Origin of the sequence: Prevotella sp. C561, from assembly GCF_000224595.1 — a bacterium.
Taxonomy (GTDB): Bacteria; Bacteroidota; Bacteroidia; order Bacteroidales; family Bacteroidaceae; genus Prevotella; species Prevotella jejuni.
In genome coordinates, this window is sequence record NZ_JH114153.1 from 30,139 (window position 1) to 53,811 (window position 23,673).

The window sequence follows — 23,673 nt, forward strand, 5'->3', positions numbered from 1 at the left end:
CTTAGACCTATGAACAGGCCAGCGGTTATCGAGCTCGGCATTACCCACGGTGATATTCTCAGCAGAGAAGGTCATCGCGATGGTCATCGGCGCCTCGTTGTTTACGTCGAGTGTCTCCTTGTAATGAACGATGTAAGCATTCTTGAAAGAAATCTCCTTCATCTTAGCATCCTCCTCACTCTTCTTGTAAACAATCTTACCCTCAACAGGTTTGAACTGACTGTTGAGCATAGCCTCGATAGTAGAAGTGTCATCAGTAGACTCGATAGTGACGCTGATACGCCCGCCAGAGATACTTGATGCAGGCTGACCCTTCTTGTCAGTCGTACGACTGAACTCGTAGTTAGAATAGAGTACGTCGTACTCCTTGCCACCTAATTCCAATGTTGCTCTAAATGAACTCATGATAGATAATTTTAAAGTAGTTAGAAAAATAAGAAAACGAGGTCATCTTAATTTCCCTCACGTATGAGAAACAAAAAAGAGAAAACCCCCTAACAACGTTTTGAAGTCTCCTCTGCGTGTGGCTGTAAAACAGTCTTGCTCTTTGGAAGAAGAGGAAGATTTGCAATCTGTTGTCATTTTTGTTGTTAAAAGTAATCATATAATTTCATAAAAGCAATTGATACAACACTAAATAACAAAGGTTTAATATCTTATACACATTCAAAGTCATCTTCATTCTGCCCCTCATCCACTCTTTGTCATTATATCCTTCTGTCTACGTAAGAGCTTTCAGTCACTCTATGTCATTATGTCATTCTGTCTGAGAATATTAAAATCTCCAATAGTTCTGAGCTTTCAGTCTCTCTATGTCATTATGTCATTCTGTCTGAGAACATTTAAAGCGTTGTTCCTTCTGTGCCCTCTGTCTCTCTATGTCATTATATCCTTCTGTCTGAGAACATTAAAATCTCCAATTGTTCAGAGTTTTCAGTCTCTTCTTGTCATTATGTCCTTCTGTCTGAGAACATTAAAATCTCCAATTGTTCAGAGCTTTCGGTCACTCTATGTCATTATGTCATTCTGTCTGAGAACATTAAAAGCATAGTCCATTCTGTCCCCTCTGTCTTAGTGCAATTTGCGTAATTCGTAGTTCTTTGTAGATAGTTGTATAGTATAGTCCATACCAGTCTTATTCCCATGTGGCATTATATCATCTTTTAATATGTCATTCTATTTATGGATAGTCCGTCTTTGTACCACTCAATTAAACCGCCGTATTTGTATGTCTGTGGAACTCGGTGTGAGTATGAAAAGTCTCAACAAAAATGTAATGAAAGGTAGGAGTTAATGACGAAGGTTATATACATGGTTCACGTCTATAATCTGTATTAAATCAGTGTGTTGTGAGCAGTGGAGGAGAAGGTGCTTATTAAGACACAAGAAGAGCCTTAACAAGCATCAAGAAGGGCGTGTTCTTGAATGAAGAAGAGCCTCTTCTTAATCCATGAAGGGCATGTAGAGGATATGATGTGTGCGATAATTCATTACAAAATAGCACTAAGGTTAAAGTAAAAGATAATCATCTACTTCTCTTCTTCTTCTCTTTAGTCATTCAACGAAATACGTAATTTATTGATAGTAGTTTCTATTTGTTTCTGATGAATGGTGATTTCCTCAAAGTTCTTTAATCTGTAGTAACGTCATACATTTTATGGTACTAAATAATAATAATGCGATTCTATGACGTATAACAAAGATTGCAAAGCAAGACAAGGTGTCATACCATGACTTTATTCATGGGAAGAGCGAATTAGAAGAGTGGCAGAATTGAGTTCTACTCGATACTATGTAAGGTGGAATATGTGTGTGTTTTTATCATTCTACTTGTAATTTTCTAATTCTTCATTTATGTCATCAATGAGAGTGCTTATAGAAACATTCAGCCCAAATCCATCGTGGACAGGGAATATTAACGCCTTGTTTATGTTATGTGCTTGTAGTTTCCCTATAGTCGTATGAAGGAATTCTGCTAACTCAAAGCATTTACATAGAGAGCCAGACATTGCTTTTGTTTGGTTTATATAATATGATGCAAAATCATTGAATGGGAACAAAATAACATATAAGTCGCCGTTTTTTCCTTCATTTAGAATGATAGAATCATCATCAAATAATGTCCATATACACTCCCAATCACATATTCGTTTGATGAAATATGCATAACGTTTTTCAGGAGATAATCGTATTATAGCCTCAATTTCTTGTTTAGATATTTCCATAATCTTTTTGTTTATTTCTATGCCTCTGGTTGTTTTTGACTTTGGTAGACTACTTTGATGTCTTGTCTTTAGAAACGGTTGACTCCGTTAATTGCTACATCTTTCTAATGTTGACTTGATATCTTTATTACTGTTGATAGTTGTCAGAGTTTTTTTATTACCATTAAGGATTGCTTGAAAGGTATGAGTAGTACGCTAACCCTTTACCCATAAGGCAAAGGTATGCTTATTTTAGAGATTACACAAGTGTTTTGCTTTATAATAATCTATTCTTGCGTTGTCATCTCGGAAGTGTTTGTAGGAGGTCTCGTCTCATTGTCCATGTATCGACTTAGTCGATGGGAGGGGATGTAGTCATGAATACTCTTCCGCTTACGCAAGTTATTGAAGCTATCATAGCCAGCATACAAAACAGCAATGGCTTAACTGAGGTATGCTTTCACAGAATAATCTTTATAGTTGCAGATGAAAGTGTAGCTTATTATTATCTCATTAAAGCCATGTCACGAGAAATAGTATGTTCGACTAAAATATCGCCTCATTTTGTAGGTTACGAATGGCCCATTAGATCATTTTTTATTATATAGGTCTGGCAAAGGGAATATATCCTGGTTCTTAGGATAATCTTCTATATTAGCAGACAGCCATAATTCAAAAGTCTGATAGTTATCAAAGAATCCATAAATATACCCTTTTTTCAATAGTGTTAAGTATTCATCAGTAGGTATTTGGATTAGGTTGTCATGGTGAATAGCTTGTGATTGAGTGATAAAAAGTTCTTTATTATAAGGTAGAAAAATGACCTGGTCTGGGTAAATTATATTTTCTTTGTTCAAATCAATGTGTCCTACCATCTTCCAAATCTTCTTTCTAACTGCCGTTTCTTTACAATCTTTATATGCCTTAAAGCCTAAAGATAATAATTGGTTTATGTTTGTCAGAGGTATTTCTGATATATAGTTGAAGATACCAAAACTAAATTGTTTTATCCAACACACATATACATACTTCCCATTAGGTAATGATATTTCATACACATTACCATATTTATTTCTAGAGTTTCGTAAATCTTGAGACATTGGTATATATTAATATAAATTTAAAATGTTTCTATCAATCTTTCTTCGAACATTTAATTCCATTGTTATTTGTGTGGTATTGTAAAACGAATAATAGTCTACTGCAATGGATGAAACGTAGTATCTGATTCAGCCACATGCCATAACTTTGTCCATGACACCAATTTTTGGATTGTCTTAAGGTGTCATATTAAAGTTGTATTGTGCATCATCACGTGGGTCATCATAACTCGTAAACTCATCAGTAGGTTCAAAGTTAAACCCGTAACCATAAATAGTACTCTTGGACATTACTCTTTTTTTATAGCCAGATATAGCCACACGATACTTGCCTTTGCCGAGTCTTACTCTGAAACCTTTATATAGTGTTTGACCATCTAAAGTCTGATAGGATAAACAGTCCTGTGCAGGATCCTTAAATAAACTTACTCTAAAATTAGCTAAACTCCCCAAAGAGCCAATCCAAACGTTATCGTCTTCTACATTTAGATTAAATCCATCATAGGTAAAAATTTCATTCCAATGGTCTTTTATAATGTCATCGTGACCTATTAGAATCTCATAATCTATTGAATCAATGGGTAAGATAGGAATCCACACTCCTTCCTTCAGTGAATCAATATATAAGTCATTATCGTCTTGAAAGACCTTCAAGAGATTTTTACTCTTTATTTGTTTTCTTGTAAGAAACCTCTTCAAGGAAGCTATACAAACAACATAGATGCCATAACTTTCGACTGATAGTATTCTTTTTTTCATTCTTTATTTGTTGAAAAATATATCATTGTTTTATAGTATAACGTTTTTTAGCTTCTGTAAATCCTCTAAAAGCGTTACGCCTTTATATCGAATATCATACAAATAGAGAACCGAAGATGTCATAAATCATAACGTACACTTCTGACATTTATTGTATTAAGTATTCGTGGAAAGCTCTTAGAGTCCTATATCCGACTTTGTGATTGGATATGAGGATATAGTAAACATAATTTGATATAAGATTTATCTTTCAACTTATATCTTGTGTTCTTTCCATCTTATGTCTACTTAGAGACCTGATACGTCAGGATTTTTGTCAGTCTGTTTTATAAACAAGCTAAGCGAAAAAAGCAGGTTTACCTAATTTGATACAAGAGGAATTCAAAACGTTATGAGCAACCTGTTGGAGCGAGCTTCTCGATTTAAGGTGATTGACATGTGTCTTTATCATAAACAAGTTCAATCGTTGACCAATGGCAAGAACAAACAAAGGTGCGCTCAGAATATCGTTGGATATTATTTATATTGATGGTCTCTATATCATCAGTTCTTTCTCCTGACATCTTTATATATACTTCGTGAAAATGATAATCAGTAATCTTGAATTCGACTATTCTGAACCCTTTATTCTCTAAATATTGAATTAGTGTTGTTATAGGATTACAGACTTTGATGTTTTCTATTTGCATATACATCTATTAAATTTGCTTGATTCTAATTCTATTGGGGCTTCATAAGGTGTTAGCTTTTCATTATAATCTTCTAAAGTATTGCGTTGCGCCACCTCTATTATATTGAAGATTAGCTTTTGTTATATATCCATTTTGAGTTGAATTATTTCCTGTTAAGCTTATAGGGTATTGGTGATGTAATTATCTGTTATCGATTTATTATGCCAGAATGGGTTATTGTAGGAACCTGTCTTATTGTCACAGAATACATTTTGAGATGTAGGCTATCCATCGAAGACATACTGTTGGTACGCGAAAGTAATATTAAGTAGCTGTGTAGTCCCACTATTTTAATACTCGTACACCAAGTTTCTGAAAAGTAACTTAACGACTACTATTATGTCTACTAATCATGAATATTACTGGAAATCTCACCAAATTCAATTTCATTCTCAAATGATATATAAATGATCTTCGTATAATCTTGAGATAGGAAATAGTGATGTTGAGGTATGTCTTCTATTAATAAGGGGATTATCTTTAATAAATCATTCAAGTAGAACTCATATCCATTCTCCGTCAAGCTATCTCCAATATATATAATCGTATCATCCTTACGATATACTCTCGCTTCTATTAACCCTTTAATAAGATTAATGGCTTCAAAAGAGACGTCTCTTTGCTCGGCTTTTATATACTTATAATTATTTAATTTACTAAGTTCAAGCTGCTCTCCGATGATGGGGATATGTTTTTTTAGATTTCCTATGTAATTAGAAAGGTTGGGAATAACAGTGTAATTTATCTTCTGCTCTTCTGCACTCTTTATTAAGATGTTATCATAATAATTATTCATAAATCAGTAAACTATTATTTGTAATGTTATTCGTTGCATATACTGACTGTTCTTGTAGTTCACGATTGTGCTATCTGATATTGGTTGAAGTGTTATAATTCGATTAATAGCAAGAACTATCTAAGTGTCCAATTCTCCAATGAAGAACAGAAATCTTCAAAGTTAGGAGCTATTTCTATCAAGCCTTCTTCCATTGGATACTCATGATAAAATACTTTAATAACTCCTGTTGATACTTCTATCCAAATATCATTACCACACCCATCATCAGCAAAGGGGATGTGAGTCTTGACTAAAGAATCCATCTCAGAATCATTTTGTAATTGAGGGGTCCGATATTTAATGATATCTTCAAATTTTAAGAAGAACCCTATTTCTATCTTATCCCAATCACCTTTTTCAATAGGGTAAAAGGTGTGTCTGAACATCATAGCTTGCATTGGGAAAAAGACACCATCGTAAGTTAGATATAATTGGATAAAACTTCTCATTTCATCACAATCTATTCCTAACTGTCGTCTTATCTCCTTTTCAGAAAGTAGAGATGTTCTACCTTCATATAGTAATTTATTATCTGTGAATGAAACCATAGTTTTATCTTTATTGTTTATACTGTTGTCAGTCCAAAGACCTCGTAAAGTAGGGTAGAGGGGGCGTAGGTTTTGCATCATTGGATAGACACATCACACTTTGTTTCAGAGTCACATTACGAGGACCACGGCCAAGTCGATTACGCTATCACAGGGTGCTGTTACATGACAAAGCTATCTGCTTTTATCAAAGCTGTTCTGTGCAACCGAACCAAGCGGGGCTCTTGTCGCTATTTGAAATTTAGTTCTGTTGAATCTGTAAAGTACGTGTTTAATATCTCTTTGCGCTGTTTGTCATCAGTACAACCGGAAATAATCTTAATAGCTAAGCTGTATTCCTTAGGCAAACTCCTATTAAAGACTAAATCCTTATAGGGATCTACGCTCTTATTATATAAGGAACATAAATATAACCGTTCATTGGTGTATGGGAAAACACACATGCCTGTTAATTCATATCTGTCTATGATGTCATTAGCTTCTAATGGAATATCAGCACAAATAACCTCATCAAAGACACCACTAATATGTGTGCGGAGTGGTTGTTCGGGTGTTGGGCTCCACCATAAATCTTTCTTTACTAACATACCTCCAGGCTTATGACCTAATATTACACAGTTAATTTCTTGGTCGTCCCCTTGATATGCAACTACTTTTCTACTGCCAGGATATTGGTTTATCCACGTGTCAGAATCTATCTTTCTAATATCTGGTATAGCGTCTTTTAATATAGATATCTGGCTACAGCGGAGGTACTGTCTGGTGACAGCTGCGGTAAATAAGACTGATAGCTCCATTGTATTCACATTGTGAAGGGTACTTTCTGTACTGAACATGTTGTAAAACCTAATATAAGGATGTTTAAGCATCTGTCCGATAACAAATACTCCTTTACGTGTTTCGACATTCAAGACTCGATTCTCTTTCCAAGATACTCTTGTCATACTTTATAATGTTTTTTGTCCTTTATGTAGTTTTGTTAAGTCAGTAACCTTAGTATTATCTTTCGTTTCTAAATATTTGTTGGTAAGTAGTTAGGTACTTACTTGTATCTTATCATTGTGCTTAAGCTTCATATTATTGTTTTGTCTTCATTTGAAGTGTACGAAAAGAGTATATAAGAAAGTGGTTGTCAAGGATGGATGGCATGCGGGTATAGTAATGAGAAGATGTAGTAACAGAGTTGGCAAGTAAGCGAGTTATAAGTTATAACAGCTATAACAAACTTCTCGTTCACTTGCCAACAATGCTATTATCTAATTAACTTGTTATCTTGTCAACTTACTTAACAATCACCTTGCGTGTTGTTCCATCAGAAGACTTAACGATGTTCAGACCCTTCTGAAGCTTCTGAATTTGACGACCATCAATGGTGTAATACTTTTCTGTTGTGGCCTTATTGAAGTTTGCACTCTCGATACCGGTGGGAGGAAGTGAGGCAACCAATGGTTCGCTTGAATACTTCTTGCTGTCAGCCTCATAAACCATTACGACCTTGGCGGTAGTGATTGAATTGTCATAGAAGTGAAGAATACGAAGGTTATCGATGACCTTGAAGTCATAGTTTCTGTTGTCCTGATAGTTGAAAGGAATATTAGTCATTTCGTCCTCATGCATGTAATTGTATTGACTTGCACTCTTCTTGAACTTGAAAGGTTCTGTGCTATCATTTACATAGACATTGTAGTACATCTTCTCTGGGTCGAGATAGTTGCCGTCAACATCTGCGTTCTTAACATAGAACGCTAATTTAATCTCATTAGAAGTGTTATCGTAGTCTGGAGTAGATGTGAAATAGAAGTATTCAGGTGTCGCTGGTGCTCCAACCTCCTTCTGAATGTAAGGTGTCAAGGTAAGACCCTCATAGCTCTCTATATAGTCTTCACCAGTAATGTTGTCATCACTTGCTCTACCTAAAGAAGTTCTAAGAATCTTAGAAGCAGTCAGTTTACCAGTTGCATCAATGCTGAACTCAAGGTTATCTGCAGCCTTGGTTTCATTCTCGAAAGCTGCGGCAAAGGTGTGATATTCCGACTTATCGCTATCGTATTTCTTAAAGTCTGTCTTCTTGGTAATACCCAAATACTGATTAGTAGACATGACAGCCTTGTCGCCCTGCTTGGTTAGTCTCACCCAAACGTTTGCGAGTTTCTCAGCCTTGAACAACCCCTTGATGTAGATATCGTTATTATCTGTCATCGCTTCAACAATACGTGGCGAAGGTTCAGACTTAGATGAAACAATATACTGAGCCTTCACAGCTGTAGAAGGAGGCGTAATTAGCTGTTCGCCAAGTGGCTCAATCGTAAGAGCCCAGTCGCCACCATAGTTGTTTTGCCAGCTATTTTCATAGGCAGCAGCCCATATTTGCTTCTTCTGACCCATACCTTTCATCACGAGTTTATTGTTCTCCCAAGTGAAATCAACATAGTTAAAAGCTGTACCAACAGGCTCGTAACTCTTTCCATCATCATTAGAAACCATACGATTAAGGGTGATAGTACGCTCGCTACTTTCCTCTTCTTCATCGTCCCCACCGAGGTCATCTGTAAGTATCGCCTGTGGTAGCTTTGCTCTATACTTGCCATCCGCTTGCTTCTCAAGCTTTAACCATGACTTGCTGTCGAGGCCTGATAGTGGATTGTAAATGTAAATACAGCCATCCTCGCCGATAACAATCTTAGACACTAAACCTTCATATCTGCCTTGCTGAACACCTGTCCAACCCTTCTTAACCCAAGACTTACTTGAGCGGTATAGGTTTTCCATCAGCTTACCTTTTGGCGTGTCCTTTATTATCTGAGCGGATGCCGTAAGGCTCAGAACTAATGCACAAATTGAGAATAAAGTTCTTTTCATATCTTATTACTTTATATTAGTTGAAATTGTATTGTTTGTCTTTTTTAGAAGTCATAACCAATGCCAATGGTACAATAGCTGCTTCCTGCGTTTGCAGTCTTCAGATTATAAGCTCCGTTTAGACGCAGTCCTTGATACTTGAAGCCTGCTCCCATAGTGACATGACTAAGGTCGTGGTCACCATACTCATAGCCAGCACGTACAGAAACCATCTTATCGTAGGTGTATTCAAGTCCGCCACCAAGCATAAAGAGCTTTGCCTCTGTAGGTTGGAAGAAATAACGAGAAGATAAGGCAGCAGCCGCTTGATGCTTCTCAGCAACATCCACTGACAATGCACCCCCTACGGCAAAATAGGTAGGAAGTGTTGTTTTATGCTTGTTACCATAGTTGAGTTGTGGACCAATTGCACCCACCTTCGCATCGAGCATGAGGTTGGCAGGTTTGTTGGCAAGGGTCAACTCGTTATTCTGATACGAACCACCCACATTGAAAGCAGCACCCATAGCATTCTTTGATAGGTGACTATAGATAAGACTTCCCGTCGCGTATGCAGCGAAACCCTTACCTAATAAATAGGTGTAACCCAAGTCGATTGTCCAGTTATAGGGCTGATAGTCCTTGGTTGGATTGCCCGAAGCGTCGTAGCCCTTTAACTTCAAGCCTCCAGCATAGCGGAAACCAGCAAAAACAGCATGACGTTTAGCAAACTTATAACCTGCAGTAGCAGCGTAAAGTCCGAAGGTGCCGTCAGCACCCTCAGCCTTTTCAAAAACAGAAGCAGCCACATCAGCAGTGAACGTCTTATCTGTTGCGAAGAAAGCAGCAGGATTGTTATATAGGTACATACCCTCGGCTGCAACCGAAGCATTACCCATAGCGGCCGTCTTAGCATCGGTGTTGACCGTCAGAATAGAGAGGTCTTGTCCCTGAGCATTAGCCTGCGCAGCACCGAGAAATGCTGCGCAAGCCATGAGAATTATATGTTTTGTATTCATACTTGTTGTGTTTATCGTTTAATGAATAGCTGGGTATGGTTACCCTTGTTGGTATAGACGGTTAGTTTATACGTCCCAGGGTTCAGTTTAGAAAGGTCGAGTGTAGCCACGTTGTACTTGTCTGGTATCACGGTAGCCTTCATCAGACGCTCGCCCACAGTAGAACTAATAACGAGTTCAGCCTGTTTTACTTCAGGATTGAGCAAGGTATGAATATCCTTCTGTACTGGGATAGGGTAGACAGCATAGACTGGAGCTGCCTTCTTTTCGACCACACGAACTTGGAAAGAGGCATCAGATGATGTCTTGCGACCGTCAGAAGCAATGATGCTGATGCGTGTGATACCCTTACTCGTTGGTTTCAACTGAAGATTGTCATTGCTGATAGTAGCCGAAGCAACACCCCCATTCGTAACATTCGCTTTATAGGTAAGCTGTGTGTTACTGCTGTGTGTATAATGACCAGCTAATGGTATCGTAACGACGCCTTCGTCCATACCTATGATGTAGTTCTCGAAAGGCTTCGTTAGCTGTGGTGGTATATACTTGACAATCTTAAATGTAAAACTCTTCTCTGCCTTTGCTCCTAAGTCATCTGAGAGTATAAAGGTGCAGTTGTAACTACCAGCTTCGAGCACAGGAACGAGGTTGACGGTCACAGTATTGTCCTTCACGGTGTAGGAAACACCCTTTGTCTCACCCGTAGCCTTGATGTCCCAGTTGTGACCATCAGGGTCGGCAACGTTGAAAGAGAATGACTTACGATCGTTCTCCATGACCTCTATGGCCTCTGTTGGGAATCCTGTAGCCTCAGGAGCATGGTTGAGTCGGGTTGTACACTTCTGAATCATAGGTTCAGAGAGGTTGCCCCAACGGTCTACTGCCACTACTGCAACGCTATAGGTAGTGTTATCTTTCAGGTCATCAAAGTCATACTTAAGTGTCTCACCCAAGCTATGTCCCATACCATTGATTTCTCTGTAAGTCATATCCTTGAGCTTATCAGCTGTCAGATCACCCTGAGCAATATAGAGTCGATAGAAGGCTGCAGTCTTATCCTCGTCCTTTGCGATACTCCACTCCGCATTAATGTCTACGAAATCAGGTTTGAGCGTCAGTGTTCTTACCTTCTCAGGGGCAATTTTCTTATCTGTTTCGAAGGCCGCCTCAGCGTCGATATAACCCTTACCTAATTTCCCCTTATACGTAGGATTTTGTTCGTCGATATTATAAGGACGGTAGGCAGTGGTCAGGCGTGTCTTTAGTTCTTCATTAGTAAAGCCTTGACGACCGAAGTAAGAAGCGATGAGTGCCGCAATACCTGACACATGTGGGCAGGCCATAGAGGTACCTTGGAAGTAAGCATAACCCGATGCTACCTTCTTTTTGGGTACGGTGCTCAACACACCTGCCGATGTTCCGAAGCGGTCTTGGTCGCCACCTGGTGCCGTAATCGTCACCCATTTCGCATAATTACTATAACTTGCTTTGCTGAAATCCCATGCCATAGCAGACACTGAAACCGTCGGAGCATAGCAAGCAGGGTAAGCAGAGAACTCTTTATTCTCATTACCAGCAGCGAACATTACCACACCACCCTTCATTGGGGAGTCTGGCCGCTGGTTGCCGTTAGCGTCACAACCCGCCATCTTGATGAAGTAGTCGATGGCTTCCTTCAGTAGTTGAGGCATGGAGGTGACGCCTGCTGTTGACGAGTAGCCCCAAGAGTTCTGACAAATGACAGCCCCGTTGTCAGCAGCATACTTAATGGCAGCTGCCGCATCGCCCTGTTCGTCTTTGTTTCTGAATATCTGACAACTCAACAGACGTACGCCACTATCGGCCGAGCCATCGCCACCAGCGATACCAGCTACACCCTTTCCATTATTGTTGCGAGCTGCAACAGTACCTGCAACGTGGGTACCGTGTCCGCCATCATCGGGTTCGATAGTACCGCCAACAACGTCTTTAGCTGTCACAAAGTTATAGCCATAGATATCGTCAACAAATCCGTTGCCGTCATCATCAACGTTAGGTTGACCGTTCTTCTCCTTTTCGTTGACATAAAGATTGTCTTTCAAGTCCTCGTGTGTGATATCAATACCACCATCGACAACGGCTACGATGACATTCTTCTTACCTGTTGTGTATTTCTCCCAGACAGGTTTAACATTACAATCGGCCCCACGCTTAGCATGAGGGCTGATGGTTCCGTCGTTATAGTAATGCCACTGTTTAGCGAGGAGGGGGTCGTCGAAATTGCTGGCACCTCCCTGTGTACTTGCTTCAAAAGGACTATAAGGAGTCATCTTAACCGTTGGTCTGGCCATTGGTAGTACTCGTTCTGCACATTCAACACCGTCAGCTTTCTTGAATTGGTCTAATACTGCTGCCACATCCTTGCTCTTGTCGAAGTAGATAGTGTACCAACGGTCGAGTCCCTCAGCAATGGTTCGTGCTTCATAGATGCCAGCTGGCTTAAATACTCGTTCCATCTTATACGCACCAGAGTATTGCATTGCAGAGGTCATAGCCGATGGGACGCTTTGCATCTCAACACTTCCGCTGCGGGTTGTAGGGATAGCTTGATTCGTACCCTTTGCCAGTTTCACATTAATGCAGCCTTTTACCGCAAAGAGGTCTTTGTCAATATTGACCGAGCGTGTGTCGGATGCGGTCGCATCTAAGTCTTGACTGTCCTGGCATGAGGCCGTAACCATCATGCCAGAGAGCGCACACGCACATAGATATATAATAGATTTTCTCATCAATGTACCTTTTATTTATTTCTTTTGATTGGTTTGTTTGAGCATACGTTCCACCTTAGCCAGACGCTGTTCTTTACTTCCTGCAAAGACGGTAGGCTTGTACAGGACGGTAATCTGCATGACTGCCTTACCGTTGTTGACGTCGGCATACTCGCCACCTGAGATGGCCAAGGTTAGATAGTCAGAACGACGCGCATAGACATGATGCTTACCATTGTAGCCAACAAACTCGAAGTTGTTTGCGGTAAGGAGCTTATCAAACTCGTGGGTGACAAACCACTCGTTGCCATACTGCCATATACCTAAATTAGGCTGACCGTAGAACAGGCTGTACTGCTCAATGCTTCCGACCTTGTCTTGTGGGGTCGTAGCATCACTGCGAAGGAAGAAGAAATAAGTACGTGCAATCAGTGTAGGGTCGTTTGTCTTGTAGAGAAGAGCCTCAATCTCGTTGTTCTTAGTCGTTTGACGCTTCATCTCCTCACTGTTCTTACCCTGTTCATATTTCTCAACATCGCTTATCTTCTTGTCAGACTTGTTCAGAAGGTCGATAGGACCAAGGTCAAGACTACTAAAAGTAGGGTAGCTGCGGTCCTGTGTATGCATCTGATAGAAGAACAATACAACACTGTTATTCTCCTCTCTGATGTCAACATCCATTGTATAAGCCTCTTTGATATTGACGTAATGATTGGTGTCCTTCTCGTCTCTTGTATATCCATTGGCTCTCATAAAGTCCTGGAAAGCTTGTGTCTTAACGGCGTTAACACCTTCTCTTGTTAGTGAACGCGTGTAGACACGGGTCGGTACACCATATTTAGTGTCGTTTACATAGACCACATCCTTGAATAATGGCGATGGTGTTCGGAAGAAGTAACTCTCTTCATAGATGCCGTTTACCTCGTCAGGTCCGCCATATTCTGTAAGAATACTCCCTCGGCGATACTCGTAATCCATCATCTTATGCAGACTGAAAGGATTACCTGGGTTACAAGCCAAGATGAAGGTTGCCACGCCTGGTTGCTTGACAACGACGTCATTGTTCTTCCCAGCGATGGTTACCGTAAGTTTCGTAGTTCTTTCAGTAGCACTATAGTTTGGCTTAGAAATAAACTTCAATCCATGCTTCTTCTGAATAACTTGCAGCCAGTCAGGCTTTTCGTTCTGTGTAAGGTCATACGACATGCCCTCTAACTTCAAGTCGACAGTGGTCGTACCACCCGCCTGTGGTAGGACAATCTCACCTTTGGTAATATCCAAAGAGATATCAGCAGCACTCTGGCTGACCATGATTTTCTGTATTGCCAAACCACCATCAACAAGGATATAGCTGCTTCTCTCTGCCCCAGTTGTGTTCGGGTCTACTTGTACAGCAATCTCGTTTCCGCTCTGTGTAAGGTGTACCCACGACTTAGGAGTCGTTGTAACCCATTCTTTACAGTTCGTGTTCACTGTAATCGTCTTCTCACCTACCTGATTAGAAAAGCTTATCTCCTTCTCTGAAACATTCAGATAGGGCTGTTCGAAGCTGTCATTGTCAGCACATCCAACCGCCATTCCCAATAATAGGCATAGCAGAGAGAACTGCATCAGCTTATGTATATTGATTATACGCATATCATGTAATAATTTAATAAGGTATAATAATCTGATTAGAACTTCAATGCTTTCTTAGCAGCAGAGAAGTTTTTAACCATCTTCGTCTGTGCTGTTAAGCCCTTACTACTTACACCTGATACGGATGGGTCATAGCTATAAAGCAGTGCGAGCACTGGTGCGTCATTGTCTAACACGCATGTAACATCAATCACTAAGTGGTCGCTTTCGCGCACGAAGAAGTGGTTATTGCCTGATGTACGGAGGAATGAGAAGCCCTCATCACCAAGTAGTTTCTTGAGCTCCTTGGTTGCAACCCATTTACTACCATACTTCCACACACCGAGGTTAGTGTCTTTGAAGAGCAAAGCACCAATCTGTACGCTACCAAGATTGTCTGGTGCGTCACCATCCTTATCCGTTGTATAGAAGATGTGAATACGTCCGTATGCTGCAGAAGGGTCTGTGCTTGCCTTCAGCTTATATTGAAGCTGTGACACCTCTGAGGTCTTGTGCTCGTTGACGGTGCGTTCTTCTTCCGTGCTACCAGCCCTCTGCTCGTATTGTTCTACTTGTGCTAACTTCACGTTGTCCTTCTGTAGTAACTCAAGAGGATAGAATGGTAGCTTATTGAAAGTCTTGTATTCACCAGTCTGCTTCATGATAGGAGTGAAGGTAAGATTAACTCCTTCGTTGTTCTCCTTCTCTGATATATAGACCTTCAAAGACAATAGCTCCTTCTCATTCGTGTATTCTCTGTCAGACTGAGAGTTGCTGCGTACATAGCCATTGTCTGTCAAGAACTTATCGAAAGCCTTGTCTTTCACGGCGTCGATGGCCTTTCTGCCATCGCCAATCATGATGATCTGTGATGGATTGATACCATCAGAACTGCAATATTGAACTAAGGTAAAGATAGGAGATGGGGTGATAAAGGTGTAAGTCTCCTCAAGTCCGTAAGCAGGCATGGCAGCTTGATACTCGCGCAGATAGCTACCACGCCCTAACTCGAAGTCCATAATCTTGTGCTCATCCTGTGGTACACCAGGGTTGATAGGCAAGAGATAACGCTGAATACCAGGTTGTGACACGACAATCTCACGGATGACACTGCCACTCTTGGCATATAGTTTCACCTCACGGGTCTGGTAGCTATCGTTGCGTTCAGCTATCAGTTTGATTTCTTCCTCAGCCTTAACAATCTTCAACCAACTAACTTCTTCGCTCGTTGTTACGTCATAGACAGCTGAGTTAGTGGTGATGTCAATCGTCTTCTCGCCACCTGTCTGTGGGAGATAGATAGCATTCGGAACCACGTCGAGCGTCACGTCGGCTGCACTCTGGGTCACAGCAATCTTGCCAGTAGCGCCATTGGCATTTACAAGAACATAACTTGTGCGCTCTGCACCCATCTTATTTTCAGTTACCTTCACCTTCAGCACGTTACCGTCCTGAACCAGCGAGAGCCATTCGCCTTCCTGTGGAGACGATGCAATCCAGCTGTTTTGATTGGTTGTCACACTAATGTTCCTTTCACTTACGCCTTTGTCAAAGGTGATGTTGTTTTCTGAAAGGACCAGTGTTGGCATCTCAAACTCGTCTTCCTTAGCACATGAAAACAGGCAAAGAAGGATACCACCTAACATTAGGGAGTAGAGTGTCTTTTTTAATTCCATACTCTTTAAGGGTTTTATAAGATAATAAATATATTGATTCAGACTCAATTCGAGGGGTTGTGATTTGTTTTTTGTATTCATATTCTCGGTAAGATATTGACTACGTGGCCTTTGTCTTAATTTATATTAAGGTGAGGTTTTCTTTTACAAAAATAGGATTTAATGAGAATAAAAACAAGCTGATTAGGTTAAAAGAAACTAACCTTATGTTATTTATATTTATCATGAAAGTGGATGTCAACGAATGGGAATATCCCTTCTTGTGCTCCTCTTTTGAATTGAATAATAGTTTCTTGACGACTTCTGCCAAGTCTGTCACCTTAAATGTCATACTAATTAAATCCATATTTATCACGGCCTGTAAAAATATCGGGTGCAAAGGTAGTGGCTTCCTACGGATGTGACAATACCTATTTATTAGGAATTTATGCTTGTTTCTTTGTATTGATGTGTCCTCTTATCCCTAATTAAGATGAGAGATTATGCTTTCTCAATAGTTGTTTGTTTGTTTTGATGCTCGTAAAATATCATTACAGAATGAGTATTCTATAACCTTCTTGATTACTATAAAGTATCTTGTTAGTCGTACTATATAACTAACAGATAAACAGTGAGTTATATACTCTATTGGAGAAGGGCATCTTTAAGCTTCAAGAAGGGCGTTGACAACGACGAAGAAGGGCATGTTCTTGAAGGTTGAAAGGCCTTGTCTTGAAGCTAATCAGGCATAGGTTAGTTTTAAGGATGTGAATTTCTTTTACATAATAGTTGGTGGGTATGGGTGATAAGGTGGATAGTTTAGGTCCAGTTCCATAGTGTGCTGTGTTTGTACGTGTTAATATGTTCATCCAAGAACAGATAAAATAGTGATTAGACGAAGCTTAGTTGAGAATGTATTTCTTTGCCAATAAGTTTGTAGAATATAATAATGAATAAGTATAAGGACTATTACACAAGTATACATGTTGGGTGAACTATAAACCAGATTGGTATATTCTGAGTTTCAGATAAGGCTATTGTAAAGTAAATAAAAATACCCATTGACCGTGTAGAGTTGTATAATACAACCGTACACGTTCAATGGGTTTACGACAGATGATCGTAGGTTTTAAGCCTTTCGCTTCTTAGTACTCCTTCTCTTCCACCATAGATAGTAACCACTAATAGGTAGGAATCCCCCGATAAATGCTGCGATGGCATAGAGAATGCGTGAGAACCATCCGCCCCAAGAACCTGTATGCAACTTCTTAAACAGTTTTCCTCCCTTTGGCTTCTTGCCTTGCTGGTCGCCTTTCATATATTTTGTCCCATCTTTCTGTGCCTGTGGTTGCCCCTTCATCTTACTTGTGTCTGGCTGTGCAAAGGCTTTCTCGTTTGTCTCACCCTGCTTTGCTCCGTCTTTCGACAGCTGTGCCTTCATTTCCTTGGGAGGTATTGGTTGACCAAAGAGTTTAGACATTCCCTGTCTGTACCAGCCGAAGGAGAATACAGGACCAGTGAGTGCCATGAGGAAAAGGAAGATGAATACATAGATACCTAACGACACATGTGAGTCGTAAACAAATCTGCGAAAACCTTTGTTGGTGCTGACTGTTAGTCTACTTTTCAGTGCTTTCTTACTCTTAGGCCACCAGACGACGACGCCGGAGAGCAATACAAGTACCATACACATGGACGTCACTGCCGTTAAAATTCGTCCTAACGAGAGCCCACCATCGTGTGCATTCTCTGGTTTCATGAATAGCCAGCGGTGTAAGCGTACTATGTCTGTATAGAGTGGAATCTCTTTTGCATTCATATCAAACAGCGGTGCGAGGTCTTTGAATAGTAGTAGCGCAAGTCCACTGAAGCATAATACGGTCATCACCACTCCAAGTGGTAATGCTAACCATCGGTGTATTTTTAGACAGAGTTTTCTCATTTCTTATATAATTATTGTTTTCGTTTCTTGTTTGTAAGCTGTTATCCTTTTGCTATCCCTTTCGTTTAAGATGGCTTTTGAGACTTATTTTCTTAGATGCTTACAACCTTGGAAGGTTTAATGAGCGTAGAGCGAATAAGTGATTATTTATATAATAAGATGTAGTAAGTTGTTGCGTTTATTGTCGAAATAGGTCAACACAGCTTCATTCGTCGCCATATCCAATTAGGGATAAGGCGCCAGAGGAAGGTGAGGACGGCCCATCGTGTGTCGATGACACAGACATGACGACGACAGTTGACAGCTTTTAGAATGCTGCGTGCCACCTTTTCTGTAGTCATCAACATAGGGAGACGAGAACTGCCAGCGAGTAGGGGAGTGTCGACAAAGCCCGGACGAATATCTGTGAAATGGATGTTATGATGCTTGGAGATAGCAAGCTGCTCCAATGCCTGTAGGTAGGTGTTCTGCATAGCCTTACTTGCACTGTAAGCAGGAGCAGGTCCGAGCCCCTTTGTTCCAGCGATAGAAGTGATGCAAGCGATGTGTCCTCCGCCATTGTTAGCAAAGTAGCGATAGGCACAACCAACCAATCTTGTGAAGCCAACAGCATTTGTTTCCATCGTCTTGAGCTCTTTCTCGGCTTCAAGACTTGGGTTTTGCCAACCGATACCTGCCGCATGGAAATAGAGATCGAGCCCTCCCATGCGTTCAATAAGTTGTTGTAGGGATGCTTCCGCAGCTTCGTCTGTCACGTCAATCTGCGCTGTGAAGACACGCTCTGGTGCGAGGTTTTGTAGGTCTGTCAGCTTGTCAATACGACGGGCTGCCACACCAACTACCCATCCCTGGGCTATGAACAATCGTGCCACCTCATGTCCGATACCACTGCTGGCACCTAATACGATAGCTTTCTTCATTTTAGTAGTTCTTTAGGGAGTAGTTCGTTGAGGCTATCCTCACGTATAATCTTAGGTGCAGCCTTGCCAGGAAGAACTAAAATCTTCTTCCCTTTGCGATAGATATGTAACTGTCGTGAACGTATCACAGCTGTTATCTCGTCATCAGTTTGCATCGCCTGCCATATAGGATAGTAAACACCATCCTCGTTAAAGAGTTTCTTCTGCAGGTGTGAACACATATTTGTAGTGTCGAGTTCTATCATTTCTTCTGTTGATTTGAATGTTATTGCGTGGATACAATATCGTTTCTTATTCTATTCTTTTGCAAAGTTAGGAAAATAAAGCAGTATAACAAGCAATGGAGAAGAAAATGCGTGATTTGTGTAAGGAGGTGGAGTTGTGGCTGAAGAGATATTTTCCTTTCTGTCTTAAGATGCTAAAAGGCTGATTAAGATATGCTGAAAAGTAGTCTTAAGATGTGTTGGGAAGTTGTTTAAGATACGTTGAGAAACTGTTTAAGATAGGATGGAAAGCAGTTTAAGCTGTGCAGGACAGCTATCTTAAGCTGTGTTGATAAGGTATCTTAAGATTGGTTGGAAAGTTGTCTTAATATGCTGAAAAAGAGAAAGGTGTAAGCCACGTAATCCGTTGGTTTACACCTCTTTTGCGGAAAGAGGGGGATTCGAACCCCCGATACCCTTTAGGGGTATACACGCTTTCCAGGCGTGCCTCTTCAACCACTCGAGCATCTTTCCTTGTGGATTCTGAAGCATATAGCTTGTCTATCGAACCCAAACTGGTTTGCAAAAATAGAACTTTAGTTTTACAATAAAGCGATAGTAAAACTTCTTTTAAATTTCTTTAAGGCTTTTGACGGTCTTTTCCTTTCTGTTAGTTTTGTGCAATTCATCGTTTTGTTTGTGAGCGAATACACTTGTAATAAGTCAAAACAAATAAATACACTTGTAACTCTATAAGACAGGTTAATATGTCTGAAATAAACGTTTAATATCATGTATGCTGTTGTATCAAGGCTGAATATGAGCTGACAAGCACGTTGTTATCCCTAATGATAGCACTTAGTTTGGGACTTGTTGTAGTTAAATGGAATATTTGATGCTATTTTTATTACTTAATGACCCGTCTAATTCACATAAAATTAGTATCTTTGCACATTAGTTTATAACCAACTAATTTAGTTTAGAAAGATAATAATTAAACATAACATACATCGTGGCTGAAACAAAGTACATTTTCGTTACGGGCGGAGTAGTTTCTTCACTTGGTAAAGGAATTATCTCGTCATCAATCGGTAAGCTTCTTCAAGCAAGAGGTTACAACATTACCATTCAGAAGTTTGATCCGTACATCAACATCGATCCAGGTACGCTAAACCCTTACGAGCACGGTGAGTGCTACGTGACGGAGGATGGTATGGAGACCGACCTCGACCTCGGTCACTACGAGCGCTTTACGGGTATTAAGACCACGAAGGCCAACTCAATGACTACGGGACGTATTTATAAGAGTGTCATCGACAAGGAACGTCGTGGTGACTACCTGGGTAAGACCATTCAGGTAGTACCGCATATCACGGATGAGATTAAGCGTAATATCAAACTGTTGGGTCAGAAGTATCACTATGACTTTGTGATTACTGAGATTGGCGGTACTATTGGTGATATTGAGTCAGCTCCATTCCTTGAAGCAATACGCCAGTTGAAGTGGGAGTTGGGCAAACGTGCTATTAATCTTCACTTGACATACGTTCCTTACCTGAGAGCTGCTGGAGAGCTGAAGACTAAGCCAACACAGCATAGTGTGAAGGAATTGCAGAGTGTAGGTATACAGCCAGATGTCCTTGTCTTGCGTACTGAGAAGCATCTTGATGATGATATCCGTAAGAAGGTGGCAGCTTTCTGTAATGTTGATTTCGATTGTGTTGTACAGAGTGAGGACCTCCCAAGTATCTATGATGTCCCTGTAAATATGTTAGAACAGGGCTTGGATGCTGCTATCTTACGTAAGTGTGGGGAGGAAGTTGGTCCTAAGCCTGCTCTTGGTCCTTGGAAGGAGTTCCTTGATCGACAGCGTAAAGCAACGAAGGAGGTACACATCGGACTTGTTGGAAAATACGACTTGCAGGATGCTTATAAGAGTATTCGTGAAGGATTGATGCAGGCTGGAACCTACAACGACCGTAAGACGGTCATTACCTTTATCAATTCTGAAGACTTAACGGACGAGAATGTAGCCGAGAAACTTAAGGGGCAAGATGGTATTGTGATATGTCCAGGGTTTGGTCAGCGTGGTATTGAGGGTAAGATAGTGGCCGCTCACTATACTCGTACACATGATATCCCAACCTTCGGTATCTGTCTTGGTATGCAGATGATGGTGATTGAGTTTGCTCGTAACGTCCTTGGTTATAAGGATGCTAACTCTCGTGAGATAGATGAGAAGACTACGCATAACGTGATAGATATCATGGAAGAACAGAAGAATATCACGAATATGGGTGGTACTATGCGTCTTGGTGCATACGAATGTGTGTTGCGTCAAGGGTCACATACCTTTAATATCTATAAGAATGAGCATATTCAGGAGCGTCATCGCCATCGTTATGAATTCAATAATGACTATGAGAAAGAATACGAGAAGCATGGCATGATGTGCGTTGGGCGTAACCCAGAGAGCGACTTGGTTGAGATTGTTGAGATACCAAGCCTGAAGTGGTATATAGGAACACAGTTCCATCCAGAGTATCAATCAACAGTACTCGGTCCACATCCGCTCTTCCTCGACTTCGTTAAGACTTCAATTGAAAATCAGAAAAGCAAATAAATGGATAAAAAAACAATCACAGGGTTTGTACTCATAGCCCTGATTCTCTTTGGTTTTGCATGGTGGCAGCAGCCATCAGCAGAACAGAAAGCTAAGCAGAGAGCTGAGTTTGTAAAGGATTCTATCGCTGCTGCCAAGAAAGCACAAACTGCTAAGCTTGCTGCAGAGAAGCAAGCACAACAGAAGGAGGCTGCGGCAGTGGATACAACAGCACTGTTCTATTCTGCATTGAATGGTAAGGCACAGGATATTACACTGAAGAATAATAAGGTGGAATTGACCTTGAGCTCTAAAGGTGGTGTCGTTAAGAAGGCTGTTATCAAGAACTATGTCGGTCATAATATCGCTGTTAAGGATGGTTCGAAGGACCAGAAGGATGTTACCTTGTTTAGTGGTGACGACCAAAGTCTTAACTTTATGTTGGCTACAAAGAATAGTAACATCGAGACAAAAGACCTTGTCTTCACGCCATCAAACGTGACTGACTCTACTGTTACATTTACTGCAGCTGCAGGAAAAGGTAAGATGCTTACCTTAAACTATACCCTTAGTGATGGTTATCTGCTTCGTATGTCATTACAGACTACGGGTATGAATGGACTGTTTGCACCGAATTACAACCAGATGGATATCAACTGGCAGGATCGTTGTAGGCAACAAGAACGTGGCTTTACATTTGAGAATAGATACGCAACGCTTACCTTTAAGAAGCATGATGGCGGTACTGACTATTTAAGTGAGACTGCTGAAAAGGAAGAGACTACGGAGGATCCAATGGACTGGGTGGCTTTCAAAAACCAGTTCTTCTCTGCAGTAATGATTTCAAAGGATAACTTCTCTACAGGTGCTAAGCTTAAGAGTACTCCACTTGAGAAATCTTCTCATTACTTAAAGCACTATGAAGCTAACATGAAGGCAGGCTTTGACCCAACAGGTAAGCGTCCTTCAGAGTTTGAATTCTACTTTGGTCCTAATGACTTCCGCCTACTTCAATCTGTAGAAAAGCAGAGTCACTTCGGTAAAGAGCTTGATATGGAACGCCTTGTATATCTTGGTTGGCCATTGTTCCGTATCATCAACCGCTGGTTCACGCTTTATGTATTCGATTGGTTGAGGCAAGTATTCCCAATGGGAGTGGTGTTGATACTCATTACCTTGCTGTTAAAGCTCATTACCTTCCCTATGGTGAAGAAGAGTTATATGAGTTCTGCAAAGATGCGCGTGCTCAAACCAAAATTGGATGAGGCTACTAAGCAATTTAATAAGCCAGAGGAGCAGATGCAGAAACAGCAGGCTATGATGCAGAAATACGCTGAATATGGTGTCAGCCCATTGTCTGGATGTCTTCCAATGTTGATACAGATGCCTATCTGGATTGCGATGTTCAATTTCGTACCGAATGCTATTCAGCTTCGTGGCCAGAGCTTCCTTTGGATGGATGACTTAAGTACTTACGATCCAATCTTCTCATGGGGCCATGATGTTTGGCTCGTAGGTGATCACATCTCATTGACCTGTATCCTCTTCTGTGGCGCTAACTTACTTTATACATGGTTTACCATGCAGCAGCAGAAAGACCAGATGGTGGGCCAGCAAGCAGATCAGATGAAGATGATGCAGTGGATGATGTTTGCTATGCCATTGTTCTTCTTCTTCATGTTCAATGACTATTCATCAGGTCTTAACTTCTATTACTTCATATCACTCTTCTTCTCTGCAGCTATCATGTGGACATTGCGCAAGACAACTAACGAAGAGAAGCTCCTCGCAATCCTTGAGGCTCATAGAGAAGAGAGGAAGAATAACCCATCTAATAAGGGTGGTGGACTCTTCGCTCGTCTGCAGGCTTTGCAGGAGATGCAGCAACAGCAGCAAGAAGAACTACGTCGGAAACAAGAAGCACTTAATAACAAAAAGAAAAGTCTATAA

General features: G+C 40.6%; 17 protein-coding genes and 1 tRNA gene. 2 read left to right on the plus strand and 16 right to left on the minus strand.

All coding sequences use genetic code 11. From position 1 onward, the window contains the following. The 16 genes from tssD to HMPREF0666_RS13275 form a co-directional block, all read right to left on the minus strand. The coding region (tssD, locus tag HMPREF0666_RS13195) for a type VI secretion system tube protein TssD (RefSeq protein ID WP_009012863.1) at window positions 1-405 on the minus strand (405 nt) is incomplete at its 3' end. A 1,421-nt stretch (window positions 406-1,826) separates the two neighbouring features. Continuing rightward, on the minus strand, window positions 1,827-2,225 hold the full coding sequence (locus tag HMPREF0666_RS13200; protein WP_009012864.1) for a DUF2750 domain-containing protein: 399 nt from the start codon (window positions 2,223-2,225) through the stop codon (window positions 1,827-1,829). A gap of 569 nt (window positions 2,226-2,794) precedes the next feature. Then, window positions 2,795-3,304, minus strand: a complete 510-nt coding sequence (locus HMPREF0666_RS13205; RefSeq protein WP_009012865.1) for an Imm26 family immunity protein — start codon at window positions 3,302-3,304, stop codon at window positions 2,795-2,797. Between the two features lie 177 nt (window positions 3,305-3,481). Next, entirely contained in the window at window positions 3,482-4,063 is a 582-nt protein-coding gene (locus HMPREF0666_RS13210) for a hypothetical protein (RefSeq protein ID WP_009012866.1), read from the minus strand. Window positions 4,064-5,140: 1,077 nt separating this feature from the next. Beyond that, on the minus strand, window positions 5,141-5,590 hold the full coding sequence (locus HMPREF0666_RS13215) for a hypothetical protein (RefSeq protein WP_009012868.1): 450 nt from the start codon (window positions 5,588-5,590) through the stop codon (window positions 5,141-5,143). A 116-nt stretch (window positions 5,591-5,706) separates the two neighbouring features. Continuing rightward, a complete protein-coding gene (locus HMPREF0666_RS13220) occupies window positions 5,707-6,261 on the minus strand; it encodes an SMI1/KNR4 family protein (protein ID WP_232214121.1) in 555 nt (184 codons plus the stop codon). A 149-nt stretch (window positions 6,262-6,410) separates the two neighbouring features. Beyond that, complete coding sequence (locus HMPREF0666_RS16170; protein ID WP_009012870.1) at window positions 6,411-7,124, minus strand: hypothetical protein; 714 nt, start codon at window positions 7,122-7,124, stop codon at window positions 6,411-6,413. Window positions 7,125-7,461: 337 nt separating this feature from the next. Further along, entirely contained in the window at window positions 7,462-9,039 is a 1,578-nt protein-coding gene (locus HMPREF0666_RS13230; RefSeq protein ID WP_009012871.1) for a hypothetical protein, read from the minus strand. 44 nt (window positions 9,040-9,083) lie between these two features. Continuing rightward, window positions 9,084-10,037, minus strand: coding sequence for a PorV/PorQ family protein (locus HMPREF0666_RS13235; RefSeq protein WP_042856400.1), 954 nt, complete (start codon window positions 10,035-10,037; stop codon window positions 9,084-9,086). A gap of 11 nt (window positions 10,038-10,048) precedes the next feature. Continuing rightward, window positions 10,049-12,805: a S8 family serine peptidase gene (locus HMPREF0666_RS13240; protein WP_009012873.1), complete on the minus strand. Its 2,757-nt coding sequence runs from the start codon at window positions 12,803-12,805 to the stop codon at window positions 10,049-10,051. Window positions 12,806-12,820: 15 nt separating this feature from the next. Then, window positions 12,821-14,422 carry a BACON domain-containing protein gene (locus HMPREF0666_RS13245; protein ID WP_009012874.1) on the minus strand — a complete coding sequence of 534 codons (1,602 nt, stop codon included), beginning with the start codon at window positions 14,420-14,422 and terminating at the stop codon, window positions 12,821-12,823. 35 nt (window positions 14,423-14,457) lie between these two features. Beyond that, window positions 14,458-16,077, minus strand: coding sequence for a BACON domain-containing protein (locus tag HMPREF0666_RS13250; RefSeq protein ID WP_009012875.1), 1,620 nt, complete (start codon window positions 16,075-16,077; stop codon window positions 14,458-14,460). Window positions 16,078-17,185: 1,108 nt separating this feature from the next. Further along, window positions 17,186-17,998: a PepSY domain-containing protein gene (locus HMPREF0666_RS13260; protein ID WP_009012877.1), complete on the minus strand. Its 813-nt coding sequence runs from the start codon at window positions 17,996-17,998 to the stop codon at window positions 17,186-17,188. A gap of 194 nt (window positions 17,999-18,192) precedes the next feature. Next, complete coding sequence (locus tag HMPREF0666_RS13265) at window positions 18,193-18,918, minus strand: SDR family oxidoreductase (protein WP_009012878.1); 726 nt, start codon at window positions 18,916-18,918, stop codon at window positions 18,193-18,195. Beyond that, window positions 18,915-19,163, minus strand: a complete 249-nt coding sequence (locus HMPREF0666_RS13270) for a hypothetical protein (RefSeq protein WP_009012879.1) — start codon at window positions 19,161-19,163, stop codon at window positions 18,915-18,917. Before HMPREF0666_RS13270 ends, HMPREF0666_RS13265 begins: the two co-directional genes overlap by 4 nt. 404 nt (window positions 19,164-19,567) lie before the next feature. Then, window positions 19,568-19,655 (minus strand) — tRNA-Ser (locus tag HMPREF0666_RS13275). Window positions 19,656-20,133: 478 nt separating this feature from the next. Between HMPREF0666_RS13275 and HMPREF0666_RS13280 the strand changes: the two genes are divergently transcribed. Next, the gene (locus tag HMPREF0666_RS13280) at window positions 20,134-21,744 is read left to right on the plus strand and encodes a CTP synthase (RefSeq protein WP_009012881.1); all 1,611 of its coding nucleotides are present in this window, start codon (window positions 20,134-20,136) and stop codon (window positions 21,742-21,744) included. Next, window positions 21,745-23,673 carry a membrane protein insertase YidC gene (gene yidC / locus HMPREF0666_RS13285; RefSeq protein WP_009012882.1) on the plus strand — a complete coding sequence of 643 codons (1,929 nt, stop codon included), beginning with the start codon at window positions 21,745-21,747 and terminating at the stop codon, window positions 23,671-23,673.